Source organism: Microbacterium sp. 10M-3C3 (assembly GCF_003931875.1).
In the GTDB taxonomy this organism is placed as follows: Bacteria; Actinomycetota; Actinomycetes; order Actinomycetales; family Microbacteriaceae; genus Microbacterium.
On record NZ_CP034245.1, the window covers coordinates 2,019,909 to 2,035,152 of the forward strand.

The following is a 15,244-nucleotide window of genomic DNA, read 5'->3' on the forward strand; positions in this document are numbered from 1 at the left end:
CCGGAGCCGGCACGGACGGGCGCCGGGGCTTGACCGCGCGTCAGTCGGCGCTCGTGACCGACTGCACCTGGCCGTCGGAGGCGAGGTTCACGAGCAGCACGTCGTCCGTCGCATCCGGGTCGAGTGCGTACTCGAGCACCGCGAACGGCTCGCTGCCGCCGTGCTCGTCGGCGAGGATCGTCATGCTCATGAGCTGGAGGGAGCGGATGACGTCGATGTGCACGTCGCCCGAGATGTCGACGAGGAGGTCCTCGAGGTCGTCGCCCAGGGTGTCCTGCTGCTGCAGGATGTACTCCGTCACCTCGCTCGTGCGGTCGTCGAGCTCGTTCACCATCGCGTTGCGGGCGGTGCGGTCGATGGCCTCGAGCGAGGACACCATCGCCGCCGCGACGTCGAGCGCCGCCTGCGACACGTCGTCCTGGTCGGGCGCGGTCAGGTCGACCGTCACCGTCTGGTCGCCGAACTCGACGTTCTCCGACCAGAAGATCGCCCCGTCGGGCCCTGACTCCAGGAGTCCGAAGAAGTCGTGCTCGATCGCCATGTCCCTATGAAATCAGGTCGGCCGGGTCGCGGGTAGTCGTGGCTCAGTCCACGAGCGACGCGGCGAACACGTGCGGCGTGAAACCGGTGAGGTCGCCGATGCCCTCGCCCTGGCCGAGGAGCTTCACGGGGATGCCCGTGCGCTCCTGCACGGCGAGCACGAATCCGCCCTTGGCCGACCCGTCGAGCTTCGTGAGCACGAGGCCCGTGACGTCGGCGTGCTCGAGGAAGGCCTGTGCCTGCAGCACGCCGTTCTGGCCCGTCGTGGCGTCGAGGACGAGGAGGACCTCGCTGATCGGCGCCTGCTTCTCGACGACGCGCTTGATCTTGCCGAGCTCGTCCATCAGGCCGCCCTTGGTGTGCAGCCGTCCGGCTGTGTCGATGAGGACGATCTCGGTGCCGGTCTCCTTCGCGTGCGCGATGGTCTGGAAGGCGACGGACGCGGGATCCTGACCCTCGTGCTGCGGCCGCACGATGCTCGCGCCGCCGCGCTCGGCCCACGTCGCGAGCTGGTCGACGGCGGCCGCCCGGAACGTGTCGGCGGCCCCGACGACCACCGAGCGCCCGTAGCGCTGCAGGAACTTGGCGAACTTGCCGATCGTCGTGGTCTTGCCGACGCCGTTGACCCCGACGACGAGGACCACGGCGGGGCGCTCGGTCAGGCGCAGCGTCGTGTCGAACTTCGCGAAGTGCTCCTCGAGCGTCTCGCGCAGCATCCGCTGCAGGTCGCGCGGATCGGTCGTGCGAAAGCGGTCGACCTTCTCGTGCAGCTCCTCGACGATGCGCTCGGTGACATCCGGGCCGAAGTCGGCCGTGAGCAGCGCGGTCTCGAGGTCCTCCCACGTCGTCTCGTCGATCGTGGGCTTGACGAACAGGCCGCGCAGCGCGCGCCCGAGCGACCAGGAGTTCTCCGCCATACGCCCAGCCTAGAGCGGCGCGCTCAGACGGCAGCGCGTTCGGCGGCGCGGTCGCCGACGCGCTGACCGACGACGGCCGAGACGCCGTCCTGCCGCATCGACACCCCGTAGAGCGCGTCGGCGATCTCCATGGTGCGCTTCTGATGCGTGATGACGATGAGCTGACTGCTCGCGCGGAGTCGCTCGAACACGGCGAGCAGACGCCCCAGGTTCGCGTCGTCGAGGGCGGCCTCGACCTCGTCGAGGATGTAGAAGGGGCTCGGCCGGGCGGTGAAGATCGCCACCAGGAAAGCGACCGCCGCGAGAGAGCGCTCGCCGCCGGACAGAAGTGAGAGCCGCTCGATCTTCTTGCCCGCCGGGCGCACCGACACCTCGATGCCGGTCGTCAGGGGCGAATCGGGGTCGGTGAGCGAGATGCTCCCCGTGCCGCCGGGGAAGAGGATGGGGAAGATCTCGCCGAAGGCCGCGCGAGTGTCCTCGAACGCCGCGACGAAGATCGACTGCATCCGCTCGTCGAGCTCGTCGATGATCGTCAGCAGGTCGGCGCGCGTCCTCTCCAGGTCGGCGAGCTGCTCCGTGAGGAACGCGTGGCGCTGCTCCAGCGCGGCGAACTCCTCCAGTGCGAGCGGGTTCACGCGGCCCAGCTGGGCGAGCTTCCGCTCGGCCTCCTGCAGGCGGCGGCGCTGGTCCGCGCGGTCGAACGGCGTGCCCTCCGCCTCGTCGCCGTCCGCCGCGTCCGTCGACGGCACGGGCTGGTCCGGGCCGTATTCCGCGAGGAGAATATTCTGGTCGAGGCCGAGCTCCGACTGGACCCGCTCGACCAGCGAGGTCGCGTGCAGGCGCTTCTCGTGGATCTGCAGCTCGAGCCCGTGCACGCTCTCGGTGAGCGCGGAGAGGCGCTCACGAACGCCCGCCTCCTGCGCGCGGGCGGCGGCGAGCTCTGCGGTGACGGCGGTGCGAGCCGATTCCGCGGCGGCGAGCTCGACCCGCGCCCGGCTCACCGAGCGGTCGACCGAGTCGAGGAGTGCGGGGAGGCGACCGCTCACCTCGGCAGCGACATCCCGCTGGGCGCGGCGGATCACGGCGCGGCGGGCCGCCTCCTCGGCCGCCGCCCGCTCGCGCTCCCGCTGACGCTCGAGCTGCACGACGCGGGCCTCGCCGGCGCGAACCCGCTCGCGGAGGGTCTCGACGTCCAGCCGAGCGCGCATCTCGGCGTCGCGCGCCTCCTCGACCGCGGCGAGAAGGCCGTCGCGCGCCGATGCGTCGAGGATCGGGCGCGGGGCCTCGAGCGCGCGGGCGAGCTGCTCGTCGGCGACCCGCGCGGAGTCCTCCGCCTCGGCGGCCTGGGCCTGCGCCTGCGCGAGTCCCGCCGCGAGGCGCTCGCACTCGGCGATCGCCGCCTCGTGCCGCACCGTCACGCGGTTGACGCGCTCCGCGTGGGCGGCCAGCGCCGCGTCCTGCGCGCGGAGGGCGGCGAGGGTCTCCTTGGCGCGCGTGCGCGCCTCCGCGAGCGCCGCGCTCGCGTCGGCGACCGCGGCGCGGAGCGAATCGGCGACGACGACGATCTCGGCCAGGCGCTCGGATGCGGCGTCGCGCTCGGCGGCGAGCTCGAGACGCGAGCGGCCGGCGCCCGAGCCTGCTCGCAGCGTGTACGCGCCGACGATCTCGCCCGCACGCGTGACGATGGTGACGTCCGCAGCGTCGGTGTCGAGAGTGTCCAGGACGCGGCGGGCGGCGTCGAGATCATCGGCCACGAGCACGCGCGCCAGGAGACCGCGCACGCCGTCCGGCGCGTTCACGACATCCGCGGCGCGCACGGCGCCGTCGACCGCACGCGCCTCCCCCGCGGCCGCATCCGCGTCCGCCGTGACGATGTCCACGACGCCGAGGTCGGCCTCGCGGGCGAGGCGTGCCGTCGCGAAGGCGTCGTCGCGCGAATCGACGAGCAGTCCCTCCGCGAGCGGGCCGAGAGCGGCGGCGATCGCGGCCTCGTACCCCGGGTCGACCTTCACGGCGTCCGCCGTGAGCCCGCGGATGCCGGCGCCGCCGCCCGCCGCGAGGGCGGCAGCCGCGTTGCGCACATCCAGCGCGCGGCCGAGGGCCTTGGTCTGCGCGGTGAGCGCTTCGACCTCGCGCTCGGTCGCGTGGAGGCGCTCACGCAGCTCGCCGACGGCGGTCTCAGCCTCGGCGGCCTCGCGCTGCGCGCGCTCATACGCGGCCGCGTGCTCGGCGGCCGACTCCTCGGGAGCGGCCTGGGGCTCGAGCGCGGCGCGCTCGGCCTCCGCCTGGGCGCGCCGCTCGAGGGCGGCGTCGAGGGCGCGCTGCTGCCGCTCCACCGCCGAGCGCACGGCGGCCAGGGCGGATGCGGCGGCCTCCGCCGTGCCGCGGAGGGCGGTCAGGCGCATGTCGTGCTCCGACACGAGGGCGCTCTGCGCGGCGATGTCGACGTCGAGCGCGTCGAGCTCGGCACGGGCGCGGGTCACGGCGCGCGCGGCCTCCGCCGCGGCATCCTGCGCGTCGCCGAGGCCCGCGCCGATGTCGTCGATCTCGGCGCGCGCATCGTCGATCATGCCGGTCGTTACGGTGCTGATCTGCGCGGCACCGGCATCGTCGTCGGCCGACAGCAGCGCGAGCCGCTGCCCGGCGAGGCTGTAGAGTCCGCGCAGCCGCTCCTGCACCTGCTCGAGCGAGAAGGCGACGGCCCGCGCTCGATCGACGGCCTCGGAGCGCTGATCGTGCTCGAGCCGCTCGACCCGCGCACGCAGCTGCTCGGCCTGATCCTGCAGGACGAGCCGCTCGGCATGGCGCTCGTGCTCGGCGCGCGCGTGGTCGGCGAGCTGAGCGCGCAGTGTCGTCAGCTCGTCGGCGAACAGTCGCGCCTTCGCGTCGCGCACGATCGCCGCGATCGTCGCGGCCTCGCGGGCGATCTCCGCCTGGCGTCCGAGCGGCTTCAGCTGTCGGCGCAGCTCCCCCGCCAGGTCGCTCACGCGCGTGAGGTTCGCCTGCATCGCCTCGAGCTTGCGGAGCGTCTTCTCCTTGCGGCGCCGGTGCTTGAGGATGCCGGCGGCCTCCTCGATGAACCCGCGGCGGTCCTCGGGCGTGGCCTGCAGCACGTTGTCGAGGCGCCCCTGCCCGACGATCACGTGCATCTCGCGGCCGAGACCGGAGTCGCTCAGCAGCTCCTGCACGTCGAGCAGGCGGCACGACTCGCCGTTGATGGCGTATTCGCTCGCGCCGGTGCGGAACAGGGTCCGGCTGATCGTCACCTCGGAGTACTCGATCGGCAGCGCGCCGTCGGCGTTGTCGATCGTGAGCTGCACTTCCGCGCGGCCCAACGGCCCACGCGTCGCGGTGCCGGCGAAGATGACGTCCTCCATCTTGCCGCCGCGGAGGGTCTTGGCCCCCTGCTCGCCCATGACCCACGCGAGCGCGTCGACGACGTTGGACTTGCCCGAACCGTTCGGACCGACGATGCACGTGACGCCCGGCTCGAAGGCGAAGGTCGTCGGCTGCGCGAACGACTTGAAGCCTTTGAGCGTGATGCTCTTCACGTGCATGACGACGCCCTCCGGCCCGGCGATTCCACCGCCTCACGGTACCGGACCGCCGCGCCCGGGCCCGCGCGGCCCGCCGCAGCGCACGGCGACACGCCCGGATGTCGGGCATTTCTGCGAATCAGCTTGACGTCTCCTGGACTCGTCCGCTAGCGTCACAGATCGCGTCCGAAGTCGAGAGGAGGTCACCATGATGATTCAGCGCAACGTTTCCGGCACCACGCCATTCGGCATGCCGTCTCGCGCCGCGGTGACCCGCTCCTTCGGGGCTTTCGCCCGCACGGCCGGCTGACCCGCTCACGGGAGGACTCCGTCTGCACGACGGAGCACGCGCCCGCTCGATGCCTCCGCATCGCGGCGCTCCTTCACGCCTGAGCCCTTCGACGTCGCCCCGCGCGACCCTGCCCGCTTCCGGGCGCCCTCCCATCCATCCCACTCGAAAGAGACCACGATGAACACCACCCTTTCGCGCGCGCGGTCTCTCGACCAGCTCGCGCAACCCGTCCACGACGAGATCCACTCGTCCATGCCGCGCATCTCGCCGATCGATCGGCTGTCGCTGCGGCTCGGCCTGTGGCTGCTGCTGCGCAGCACGCGCAGCATCCGCCGCATCCGCCCCCACGACGAGCACGCCCACGCGCGCCGTCTCGAGCTCGAGCGCCAGTCGCGCGACCTCGAGGCCCAGCGCACGCGTCTGCTCGCCAGCGCCCTGACCTGAATCGAGCGGCCGGGGATCGCCACCGCGATCCCCGGCCCTCCCTGACGAGAGAACCCACCATGAGCACGTCACCCGCCGGTCTCGAACTCCGGCCCCTGCACATCCCCGCGTCGATCGACGATCCCGACGCCGCCGACTTCCGCGAGATGGTGCGCGTACGCAACATCGTCTACGCCCAGATCTCCGGCAACGACGACGACAGCATGACCGCGGCGGAGATCCTGCCGGCCTACGCGCCCACCCCCACCGAGCGCCGACTGGTCTGGATCGCCGTCCTGGACGGCGCCGTGGTCGGACGCGCGGGCCTCGACGTGCCGCTCGAGGAGGGCTCGCGCGTGGCGTTCTTCCTCATCGAGCTCCTGAGCGAGGTGCGGGGACGCGGCATCGGCTCCGCGGCCTACGCGCTGGTCGAGCGCACCGCACGCGAGAACGGCCGGTCCGTCCTGCAGTCGTGGGCGGAGCATCCGGCGGCCGACGGCCCGCGGCTGGAGCCGCCCACGGGCTTCGGCAGCATCCCCGAGGATCACGCCGCGCGGTTCTACCTGCGGCACGGGTACGCGCTCGAGCAGGTGGAGCGCCACAGCGTGCTCGACGTCGCTGCCGGAGGCGCTCCCGCACGTATCGACGCGCTGCTCGAGGAGGCCGTGGCGGCCTCCTCGGGGTACCGCGTCGTGCAGTGGCAGCTGCCCACGCCGCCGGAGTTCGTCGACGGCTACGCGTGGATGAAGTCGCGCATGGTCACCGACGCACCCGCGGCGGCGCTCGAGTTCGACGAGGAGACGTGGGACGAGGCCCGCCTTCGCCGTCACGAGAAGGTCTATCTCGACGCGGGCCGCACGATGCTGGTCACGGCTGCGCAGCACGTGGACTCCGGTGAGCTGGTGGCCTTCAACGAGCTCGTGATCGGGCGCGACCGCACCGAGGCCACCCACCAGGAGGACACGCTCGTGCTCAAGGAGCACCGCGGACACCGGCTGGGCATGCTCGTGAAGTGCGCGGGCCTCGTGGCGTGGCGCGACATCGCACCGGCGTCGGCGCGCGTGCACACCTACAACGCGGAGGAGAACCGTCCGATGCTCGACATCAACGAGACGATCGGGTTCGCCCCCGTCGCCTACAACGGCGCATGGAAGAAGGTGCTCGATGTCCGATGACACGCTGAGACTCGAACCGCTCGTGGTGCCGGCGTCACTCGATGACGCCGGCGCCGGCCCTTTCCTCGAGTATGTCCGCCTGGACAACGCCGTCTGCCGCGACGACACCGGGCACGACGGACTCGAGAAGGACGCCGCCGAGGTGTGGGGGTTCTGGCGCGCGCGCGAGGACTGGGAGCACATCGGCGTGCGCGCCGTCCGTGACGGCCGCACGCTCGGCGTGTGCGCCATGACGGTCTCGACCGCACCCGGCACGGCGACCATGGAGTACGACCTCGTCGTGGACCCGGGCGCATGGGGAGACGGCGTCGAGGAGGCCCTCGCCCAGGCGGCCGAGGACGAGGCGCGCTCGCGCGGCCTGCGGTCGCTGCACACCTGGACGCTGCACCGCCCCGACGCCCCCGGCCCGGCCGTCGTGCCGAGCACCGGTTTCGGGACGGCCCCGGTCGAGCACCGGCACGTGCGGCTCCTCACCGGGCGCGGGTACAGCCTCGAGCAGGTCGAGCGCACGAGCGCCTTCGACCTGCACGGGTCCTTCGAGGCGGTCGAGCGGCTGCTCGCCGAGGCGCTGCCCCACGTGGGCCCGGACTACCGCCGGGAGCAGTGGGGCGCGCGCACCCCCGATGCGTACGTCGACGCGTTCGCGCACGCGATCTCCCGGATGTCGACGGATGCGCCGCAGGGCGGGCTCGACATCGAGGAGCAGCACTGGGACGCCGAGCGCGTGCGGCGGCGCGAGAAGCGCCTGGCCGATCAGGGCCTGACGACCTCGGTGGCCGCCGTGATCCACGAGCCCACCGGCGCGGTCGCCGCCTACAACGAGCTCGCGATCGGTGGGGACGGCAGCGGCGTCACGCAGCAGTACGGCACGCTCGTGCTGCGTGAGCACCGCGGGCGCCGGCTCGGCACGATCGTGAAGGCGGACAATCTGCTGCGCTGGCGGACGATCGCGCCGCTCTCGCCGCGCGTGACGACGTTCAACGCCGAGGAGAACCGCCCGATGCTCTCGATCAACGAGGCGCTCGGGTTCGTCCCGGTGTCCTACGCGGGCGCGTGGAAGCTGACGCTGGCGTAGCGTCGCCGGATCGCGCGGCCGCCGGGCGCGGCGGCCGCTGGCACCGCGGGCAGAAGTGGCTCGACCGGTTCGTGAACGACACGCGCACGATGGGACGGCCGCATCGGGGACACGGCTCTCCGGTGCGGCCGTACGCGTTGAGGGAGTGCGCGAAGTACCCGGCCTGCCCGTTGACGTTCACATACTGGGCGTCGAAGCTCGTGCCGCCCTCCGCGAGGGCCCTGTCGAGCACCGCGCGCACCTCGGCGAGCAGGCGCCCGACGGCGCGGCCCGACAGCTCACGCGCCGGCGTCTCGGGATGGATGCGGGCGGCCCACAGCGACTCGTCGGCGTAGATGTTGCCGATGCCGCTGACGGTCGTCTGATCCAGGAGCACCCGTTTGACGGCCGACCCCTTGCGGGCGAGAGCCCGGCGGAAGGCCCGCTCGTCGAAGGCGCGGTCGAGTGGGTCGCGGGCGATGTGCGAGACCTGAGCGGGCACGAGCGGCAGGTCGCTCCCCCGGCCGCCGGGCGCCGCATCCGGCGTCGGGAGCAGCGGGTCGATCGCGAGCGAGCCGAAGGTGCGCTGGTCGGCGAAGACGAGCGCGACCTCGCCGTGGCGGGGATGCTCGAGGTGGATGCGCACACGTTCGTGGCGCTCCGTCGGCGATCCGGGCGCGCGCAGCAGCATCTGCCCGCTCATGCCGAGGTGCGCGAGCACCGCCCGGGGCTCGCCGTCCTCGACCGCGATCGGCAGCCACAGGAACTTGCCCCGGCGGACGGCCGCGTCCAGTCGTCGCCCGGTCAGGGCGGCCTCGAAGGCCGACCCCGGCTCGCCGTGCCGCGTCAGTGCGCGCTCGTCGAGCACCTCGACACCGGCGATGAGCGCACCCGCGACGGCGGGCTCGAGGCCGGCGCGGACGACCTCCACCTCGGGCAGTTCAGGCACGGGAGTTGAGGTCGCGCCACGCGGTGAGGGCGGCGGCCATCTCGGCCTGCTTCTTGCTCGAACCCTCGCCGGTGGCGGCGAGACCGTCGCCCACCCGGACGGTGGCGGTGAAGCGCCGGTCGTGATCCGGTCCGCGGGCCTCGACGTCGTACGCGGGCGCGGGCAGGCCGCGTCGGGCGGCGAGCTCCTGAAGGCTCGTCTTCGGGTCCATCGCGGCGCCGTAGCGATCCGGGTCGGCGAGCAAGGGCTCCACCAGGCGGAGCACCAGAGCGGTGGCCGCATCCGGTCCGGCCGACAGGTACGTCGCGCCGATGACGGCCTCCATCGTGTCGGCGAGGATCGAGTCCTTGTCGCGGCCGCCGGTGAGGTCTTCGCCGCGGCCGAGGAGCAGATGCGCGCCGAGGCCGATCGTGCGCGCGACCTCCGCGAGGGCGACGGTGGAGACGACGCTCGCGCGGCGCTTGGCGAGCTCTCCCTCGTCGAGGTCGGGATGCCGCGTGAACAGGCGCACCGTCACGGCCTGCCCGAGCACCGCGTCACCGAGGAACTCGAGGCGCTCGTTGTGGGCGATGCCGCCGTTCTCGTACGCGTACGAGCGATGCGTCAGGGCAAGCGAAAGCAGCTCGGGGTCGATGTCGACCCCGAGCTGATCGGTCAGAGACGGTCCGATCCGAGTGTCCGTCACGGCTTCAGCCGCCGACGTCAGACGTCGGCGACCTTGCGGCCCTTGTACTCGAGGAACAGCTCGGTGCCCTGCGAGTCGGTCACGACCTTCGCCTGGTGGGGACGGCTGTAGACGACCTTGCCGTTCTCGATCGTCTTGACGAGGGCGGGCGCCTCCGCCTTCCACTGCGCACGGCGCGAGCGGGTGTTCGAGCGGGAGACCTTCCGCTTCGGGGGGTTACCTGCCATGGCTGACTCTTCTCTATCTCTCGGCGTCGCGACGCGGTGCGTCGCCGTCGGGGTCTGGGGTGTACTGCCGCAGCGCGGCCCATCGGGGATCGACGGGTTCCTGCCGCCGCTCCGCGGTGCTCTCGGTCAGCCGCTCGCCCGTTTCCGGGTCGAGCCCGGGGCAATCCGGCTGACACACCGGTTGGAACGGAAGCGACAGGACGATCGCGTCTCGGACGACGATCTCCAGGTCCACATGGTCGTCGCGAACCTCGAAGTCCTCCGCTTCCTCCCCAGGATACGCGAAAAGCTCCTGAAACTCGACTTCGACGGGCTCGGCGATGTCGGTCAGGCACCGTCCGCACACGCCCGCCATCTCGGTGTCGGCCGTGCCGGAGACGAGGATGCCCTCGTGGACGGACTCGAGGCGCACCTCGATGTCGATCGGCTCGCCCTGCGGGACGGAGACGAGGCCCTCGCCCCATTTCTCGGGCGCGGGGATCTCGAGCGAGAACTCGCGCATCTCCCCCGGTCGCCGGACGATGTCGCGGACGGGCACGACGAACGGCCCCTTGCGTGTCTTCACCCTCCGATTTTACCGGCGCCCGCGCGTCCGCGGGCCGACGTCAGCGGCGCGCGCCGCCGTCGAGGAAACGGGCCACCGCCGGCGGCACGAAGGGCGAGACGTCGCCGCCGAGCGCGGCGACCTGACGGACGAGGCTGCTGGAGACGAGCGCGTGGGCCGGGTCGGGCAGGAGGAAGACCGTCTCGACGTGGGCGAGGTGCCGGTTCACGATCGCCATGGGCGTCTCGTAGGCCACGTCCACCTGGGAGCGGATGCCCTTCACGAGCACCCCGGCCCCCACCTCGGTGGCGTAGTCCACGAGGAGTCCGACGCTCCACGACGCCACGATGACCTCGGCGTCGCCCATGTCGTCCTCGGCGACCGACTGCTCGAGCAGGCTCAGCCGCTGCGCGATCGGGAGCATCGCCTCCTTGCCCGGGTTGTGCACCACGAGCACGTGGAGCTGGTCGTACAGCCGCGCGGCCCGGCGGATCACGTCGAGGTGGCCGAGGGTGGGGGGATCGAACGACCCCGGGACGACGGCGATCCGGCTGCTCATGCGCTCACCCTATCGAGCGCTGCTGTGGTCACCACGACGGCGCGTCACGCCTTGACGAGCGCCGCCCATTCCTCCGCGCTGACGCGCCGCTCGATGGCGCCGGCGAGCCCCGGATGCTGCGACAGCGTCGGGTCGTCGGCGATGACGGCCTCCGCCTCGGCCCGCGCGATCGCGATGAGGTCGGCGTCCATGACCACGCGCAGGAGCCGAAGCGACGAGCGCGCACCCGACTGCGCGGCGCCCAGGACGTCGCCCTCCCCGCGCAGCTCGAGATCCACCTCGGCGAGCTCGAAGCCGTCGAGCGTGCGCGCGACCGCCTCGACGCGCGAGCGCGACGACGTGCCGGGAGCCGCCTCCGTGACGAGCAGGCACAGCCCGGCGTGCTCGCCCCGGCCGACGCGGCCGCGCAGCTGGTGCAGCTGCGAGATCCCGAAGCGCTCGGCCTCCAGGATCACCATCGTCGAGGCGTTCGGGACGTCCACGCCGACCTCGATCACCGTGGTCGCCACGAGGACGTCGACGTCGCCGCGCGAGAACGCCTGCATGATGGCGTCCTTTTCGTCGGCGGGGAGCTTACCGTGGAGGACCGCGACCCGCAGGTCGGCGTAGCGCGGATGCCGCGCGAGGAGCCCTGCGACCTGCACGACGCCCCACCGGGTGCGCGCACCCTCCGCCGCGGGCGGGGGCGGCTCGTCGTCGGTGTCGTCGACGTCGCCCGCGTCCGCGTCGATCGCCGCGCACACGACGAACGCCTGCCGCCCGCGCTCGACCTCCTCCGCGACGCGGTCCCACACCCGCGCGAACCACGACGGCTTCTGGGCGATCGGCGCGACGAAGGTCTCGATGCCCGCGCGGCCCACCGGCATCGTGCGGATCGTCGACACGTCGAGGTCGCCGAAGACCGTCATCGCGACGGTGCGCGGGATGGGCGTGGCCGTGAGCACGAGCGTGTGCGGCGCCGTGCCCTTGGCCCGCAGCGCCTCGCGCTGGTCGACGCCGAACCGGTGCTGCTCGTCGACGACGACGAGCCCGAGGTCGGCGAACGTCGTCTTCGCGCTCAGGAGCGCGTGGGTGCCGACGACGATCCGGGCCTGTCCCGATGCGACGCGCAATGACGCCTTCCGGCGCTCGGCGGCGGTCATCTGGCCGGTGAGGAGCGTGGGCATGAGCTCGGGGGCCAGCTGCGGGCCCAGCATGCGCGTGATCGAGCGCAGATGCTGCGCGGCGAGCACTTCGGTCGGGGCGATCAGGGCGGCCTGTCCGCCGGACTCGGCGACCTGCAGCATCGCCCGCAGCGCGACGAGCGTCTTGCCGGAGCCGACCTCGCCCTGCACGAGGCGGTTCATGGGCCAGTCGCGCACGAGGTCGTCGGCGATGCGGGCGCCCACCTCGACCTGGTCGGGCGTGAGGGCGAACGGCAGCGCCGCGTCGAAGCGCTCGAGCAGGCCGCCGGGCGCCGCGGGACGCTGCGTCGCCGACATCGCGCGGACCGACTGCCGCTGCTGGAACAGCGCGGTCTGCAGGACGAGCGCCTCGTGCATGCGGAGCGTCGCGACGGCGCCGCCCACCTGGTCCTCGGTCTCGGGGCGGTGGATGCGCTCGAACGCGCTCCGCGCGTCGAGCAGGCCGTAGCGGCGTCGGAAGCCCTCGGGCAGCGGATCGTCGATCTCGGCGAGGGTGTCGAGCACCTGCGCGATCGTCTTCTGGATGAGTGTGCTGGCCAGCGTGCTCGTCGCCGGGTAGATCGGGATGGGCTTGTGCGCGTTGGCCTCGGCGGTCATGCGCGCCTCGGCGACGTCGTCGAAGAGCTGGTAGTCGGGGTTGGTGAGCTGCGTCTGGTGACGGTACTGACCGACCTTGCCGGAGAACAGGCCCCGGCGCCCGGGCGTCAGCTCGTTCTTGCGCCAGGCCTGGTTGAAGAACGTGAGGGTGAGCTGGCCGTCGCCGTCGCTGATCACGACCTCCAGCAGCGACCCGTTGCGGTTGCGCATGCGGCGGTCTTCGGCCGACACGACCTCCGCCACGATCGTGACCGGCTCGCCGAGGGGCAGCGACGCGATGGGGGTGAGCTCGCCGCGTCGCGCGTAGCGGCGCGGGTAGTGCGCGAGGAGCTGGCCGACCGACGTGATGGCGAAGGCCCGCTCGAACAGGCCCGCCGTCTTCGCCCCGACGGCGTCCGCCAGACGCGTGGACAGCGTGACGGCGGGCATGCCGTCGAGTCTAGGGCGGGGTGCGGACGCACCGGTTTGTAGGCTGGGCGGGTGACCCGCATCATCGCCGGCGGAGCCGGCGGCACCGTGATCGAGGTGCCCGCCAGCGGCACGCGACCCACGAGCGACCGGGTGCGCGAATCCCTGTTCGGCGCGCTGGACGCCGCCGAGGTGCTGGCCGGCGCCCGCGTGCTCGACCTGTACGCGGGGTCGGGCGCCCTGGGTCTCGAGGCGCTCAGCCGCGGCGCCGCATCCGCCGACCTCGTCGAGCACGCGGCGCGCGCGGCGCACATCGCGCAGCGCAACATCGAACGCGTGCGCCGCGCGGGTGTCGACGGCGTCGCGCGCGTGCACCGGGCGACGGTCGCGGCGTTCCTCGCCGCGGCGTCTGGGACGTGGGACCTCGCCTTCCTCGACCCGCCGTACGACCTGCCCGACCGCGACCTCACCGCCGCGCTCGTCGCCCTCGCGCCGCACCTCGGTGCCGATGCGACGGTCGTCGTCGAGCGCGCGCGCCGCTCCCCCGCCCCGGCATGGGAGGAAGCCGGCCTCGAGGCGTGGCGCGACCGCTCGTACGGCGACACGACGCTGTGGTGGGGTCAGCCGCGCGTCGCGTCCCAGTCGCGATAGGGATCCCAGCCGCCCCGACCGGTGTGGGGCGCGCCGTCGACGAGGAGCGCGTGCGGCCCGCGTTCGCGGACCACCCCGATCACCCGGCCCGGGCCCGCGTAGCCGGGCGGCGCGGTGAGCAGGAGGGCGTGGTCCTCGCCGCCGGCCAGCGCCCGCTCCGGCTCGTCGCCCAGCGCGGACCGCGACAGCTCGATCGTGACGCCGGAGGCGTCGGCCATGCGCCGCGCGTCGAGCGCGAGGCCGTCGGAGACGTCCATCATCGCGTGCGCGCCGGCCCGGGCCGCGGCCACTCCGGCGGCGACGGGCGGATGCGGCGCCAGCTGGCGCGCGAGGGCGTGCGCGTCGTCGTCGGACAGGGCGGCGAGCTCGGCGTCGGTCGCAGCGCGCGGCGAGCCGTCGGCGTCCGTGAAGCGCGTGAACAGCAGCTCCAGCCCGCGCGCGGCCACTCCCAGCTCACCGATGACGCGCACCTCGTCACCGGCGCGCGCGCCGGAGCGGAGGACGGGGGCGGCGCCGTCGAGCGATCCGAGCGCCGTGACGGCGACCGTCAGCGTGTCCGACGCGGTGAGGTCGCCGCCTTCGACCGCGCACCCGGGAGCGAGCTCGGCGCACGCGGCGGCGAGACCCTCGCCGAACCGCGTCACGAACGCGACGTCGGTGTCGTCGGGGAGCGCCACGGCGACCAGGAGCGCCGTCGGGCGCGCGCCCATCGCGGCGACGTCGGCGAGGTTCACCGCCGCGGACTTCCAGCCGAGCTCGAAGGGCCCGGTCCACGCCAGCCGGAAGTCGGGACCGTGCACGAGCGTGTCGGTCGTGGCCACGACGCGGCCGTCGGGCGCTGCGATGACGGCGGCGTCGTCGCCGGGCCCGACGAGCGCACGGGAGGGAGGCAGCGCCGCGAGGATGCGCCGCAGCACGTCGCCCTCGCCGAGCGCTCCCACAGTGCCGGGCAGGGTCTCGTCCACGGCGACCACGCTACCGGCCGCGGGTCCGCAGGCCCCGCGGCGCGGGGTTAGCCTGGAGGGGTGACCCGCCAGCGCCGACTGCTCGCCGCCGTCGCCGTCGCGGCCCTCTCCCTCGGCCTCGCCGCCTGCGCCGGCACCGTCTCGCTCCAGCCCGCTCCGGAGGCGAACGACCCCGCGTGCGCCGACGTCATGGTCCGCCTGCCGCAGACCGTCGCGGGCGAGGAGCGCCGATGGACGGACGCGCAGTCCACGGCGGCGTGGGGGTCGCCGACGGCGGTCATCATGACGTGCGGCGTCGAGGAGCCCGGTCCCACGACGCAGCCGTGCACCGACGTGCAGGGCGTGTTCTGGATCGTCGACGAGTCGGACGCCCCGAAGTACCGCTTCACGACGTTCGGACGCTCGCCCGCCGTCGAGGTGTACCTCGACTTCGACGTCGTCGGCAGCGCCGACACGCTGCGCGCCCTCTCCCCCGTGCTCGCGGCCCAGCTGGAGCAGACCGGCGCGACGTGCACGGAGCGTCCCGGATCGTGACGCG

15 protein-coding genes are annotated in these 15,244 nt (G+C 73.2%); 5 read left to right on the forward strand and 10 right to left on the reverse strand.

Features of this window, described 5'->3' with window-relative positions; genetic code table 11:
- Window positions 1-40: 40 nt before the first annotated feature.
- Genes EI169_RS09725 through smc form a run of 3 tightly spaced genes read right to left on the reverse strand, consistent with a single transcriptional unit; the run spans window position 41 to window position 5,014 of the window.
- The gene (locus EI169_RS09725) at window positions 41-541 is read right to left on the reverse strand and encodes a DUF2004 domain-containing protein (RefSeq protein WP_125132144.1); all 501 of its coding nucleotides are present in this window, start codon (window positions 539-541) and stop codon (window positions 41-43) included.
- 43 nt (window positions 542-584) lie between these two features.
- The gene (ftsY, locus tag EI169_RS09730; RefSeq protein ID WP_125132145.1) at window positions 585-1,457 is read right to left on the reverse strand and encodes a signal recognition particle-docking protein FtsY; all 873 of its coding nucleotides are present in this window, start codon (window positions 1,455-1,457) and stop codon (window positions 585-587) included.
- A 23-nt stretch (window positions 1,458-1,480) separates the two neighbouring features.
- The gene (gene smc, locus EI169_RS09735; protein WP_125132146.1) at window positions 1,481-5,014 is read right to left on the reverse strand and encodes a chromosome segregation protein SMC; all 3,534 of its coding nucleotides are present in this window, start codon (window positions 5,012-5,014) and stop codon (window positions 1,481-1,483) included.
- A 448-nt stretch (window positions 5,015-5,462) separates the two neighbouring features.
- Between smc and EI169_RS09740 the strand changes: the two genes are divergently transcribed.
- From EI169_RS09740 to EI169_RS09750, 3 genes are read left to right on the forward strand one after another with little or no spacing between them, the layout of a single operon-like run.
- Window positions 5,463-5,729 carry a hypothetical protein gene (locus EI169_RS09740; protein WP_125132147.1) on the forward strand — a complete coding sequence of 89 codons (267 nt, stop codon included), beginning with the start codon at window positions 5,463-5,465 and terminating at the stop codon, window positions 5,727-5,729.
- Between the two features lie 59 nt (window positions 5,730-5,788).
- On the forward strand, window positions 5,789-6,883 hold the full coding sequence (locus tag EI169_RS09745) for a GNAT family N-acetyltransferase (RefSeq protein WP_125132148.1): 1,095 nt from the start codon (window positions 5,789-5,791) through the stop codon (window positions 6,881-6,883).
- Complete coding sequence (locus EI169_RS09750) at window positions 6,873-7,958, forward strand: GNAT family N-acetyltransferase (RefSeq protein ID WP_125132149.1); 1,086 nt, start codon at window positions 6,873-6,875, stop codon at window positions 7,956-7,958. The genes EI169_RS09745 and EI169_RS09750 overlap by 11 nt, the downstream gene beginning before the upstream one ends.
- Here EI169_RS09750 and mutM read toward each other — a convergent pair.
- From mutM to EI169_RS09780, 6 genes are all read right to left on the reverse strand, one after another.
- On the reverse strand, window positions 7,894-8,886 hold the full coding sequence (gene mutM / locus EI169_RS09755) for a bifunctional DNA-formamidopyrimidine glycosylase/DNA-(apurinic or apyrimidinic site) lyase (protein ID WP_125132150.1): 993 nt from the start codon (window positions 8,884-8,886) through the stop codon (window positions 7,894-7,896). The two genes, EI169_RS09750 and mutM, sit on opposite strands and share 65 nt — an antisense overlap.
- Window positions 8,879-9,571, reverse strand: coding sequence for a ribonuclease III (rnc, locus tag EI169_RS09760; protein WP_125132151.1), 693 nt, complete (start codon window positions 9,569-9,571; stop codon window positions 8,879-8,881). The genes mutM and rnc overlap by 8 nt, the downstream gene beginning before the upstream one ends.
- 17 nt (window positions 9,572-9,588) lie before the next feature.
- Complete coding sequence (gene rpmF / locus EI169_RS09765; RefSeq protein ID WP_013586329.1) at window positions 9,589-9,798, reverse strand: 50S ribosomal protein L32; 210 nt, start codon at window positions 9,796-9,798, stop codon at window positions 9,589-9,591.
- A gap of 13 nt (window positions 9,799-9,811) precedes the next feature.
- Complete coding sequence (locus tag EI169_RS09770) at window positions 9,812-10,300, reverse strand: YceD family protein (protein ID WP_125133416.1); 489 nt, start codon at window positions 10,298-10,300, stop codon at window positions 9,812-9,814.
- Window positions 10,301-10,403: 103 nt separating this feature from the next.
- The gene (gene coaD, locus EI169_RS09775) at window positions 10,404-10,901 is read right to left on the reverse strand and encodes a pantetheine-phosphate adenylyltransferase (protein ID WP_125132152.1); all 498 of its coding nucleotides are present in this window, start codon (window positions 10,899-10,901) and stop codon (window positions 10,404-10,406) included.
- 44 nt (window positions 10,902-10,945) lie between these two features.
- A complete protein-coding gene (locus tag EI169_RS09780) occupies window positions 10,946-13,111 on the reverse strand; it encodes an ATP-dependent DNA helicase RecG (RefSeq protein WP_125132153.1) in 2,166 nt (721 codons plus the stop codon).
- 51 nt (window positions 13,112-13,162) lie between these two features.
- Between EI169_RS09780 and rsmD the strand changes: the two genes are divergently transcribed.
- Window positions 13,163-13,741, forward strand: a complete 579-nt coding sequence (gene rsmD, locus EI169_RS09785) for a 16S rRNA (guanine(966)-N(2))-methyltransferase RsmD (RefSeq protein ID WP_125132154.1) — start codon at window positions 13,163-13,165, stop codon at window positions 13,739-13,741.
- Here the strand turns inward: rsmD and thiL are convergent.
- Window positions 13,711-14,706 carry a thiamine-phosphate kinase gene (gene thiL, locus EI169_RS09790; RefSeq protein ID WP_125132155.1) on the reverse strand — a complete coding sequence of 332 codons (996 nt, stop codon included), beginning with the start codon at window positions 14,704-14,706 and terminating at the stop codon, window positions 13,711-13,713. The two genes, rsmD and thiL, sit on opposite strands and share 31 nt — an antisense overlap.
- Before the next feature lie 60 nt (window positions 14,707-14,766).
- On the opposite strand from thiL, the gene EI169_RS09795 reads away from it, so the two are divergent.
- Window positions 14,767-15,240, forward strand: a complete 474-nt coding sequence (locus EI169_RS09795) for a DUF3515 family protein (RefSeq protein ID WP_125132156.1) — start codon at window positions 14,767-14,769, stop codon at window positions 15,238-15,240.
- The last annotated feature ends 4 nt before the right edge of the window (window positions 15,241-15,244 follow it).

What these genes read in the sequence shown, in the direction of transcription:
- EI169_RS09745 (WP_125132148.1), top strand. Translation starts at nt 5,789, where the DNA reads ATGAGCACGTCACCCGCCGGTCTCGAACTCCGGCCCCTGCACATCCCC.
- EI169_RS09725 (WP_125132144.1), bottom strand. Translation starts at nt 541, where the DNA reads ATGGCGATCGAGCACGACTTCTTCGGACTCCTGGAGTCAGGGCCCGAC.
- EI169_RS09780 (WP_125132153.1), bottom strand. Translation starts at nt 13,111, where the DNA reads ATGCCCGCCGTCACGCTGTCCACGCGTCTGGCGGACGCCGTCGGGGCG.
- smc (WP_125132146.1), bottom strand. Translation starts at nt 5,014, where the DNA reads ATGCACGTGAAGAGCATCACGCTCAAAGGCTTCAAGTCGTTCGCGCAG.
- ftsY (WP_125132145.1), bottom strand. Translation starts at nt 1,457, where the DNA reads ATGGCGGAGAACTCCTGGTCGCTCGGGCGCGCGCTGCGCGGCCTGTTC.
- coaD (WP_125132152.1), bottom strand. Translation starts at nt 10,901, where the DNA reads ATGAGCAGCCGGATCGCCGTCGTCCCGGGGTCGTTCGATCCCCCCACC.
- rpmF (WP_013586329.1), bottom strand. Translation starts at nt 9,798, where the DNA reads ATGGCAGGTAACCCCCCGAAGCGGAAGGTCTCCCGCTCGAACACCCGC.
- EI169_RS09740 (WP_125132147.1), top strand. Translation starts at nt 5,463, where the DNA reads ATGAACACCACCCTTTCGCGCGCGCGGTCTCTCGACCAGCTCGCGCAA.
- EI169_RS09770 (WP_125133416.1), bottom strand. Translation starts at nt 10,300, where the DNA reads ATGCGCGAGTTCTCGCTCGAGATCCCCGCGCCCGAGAAATGGGGCGAG.
- EI169_RS09750 (WP_125132149.1), top strand. Translation starts at nt 6,873, where the DNA reads ATGTCCGATGACACGCTGAGACTCGAACCGCTCGTGGTGCCGGCGTCA.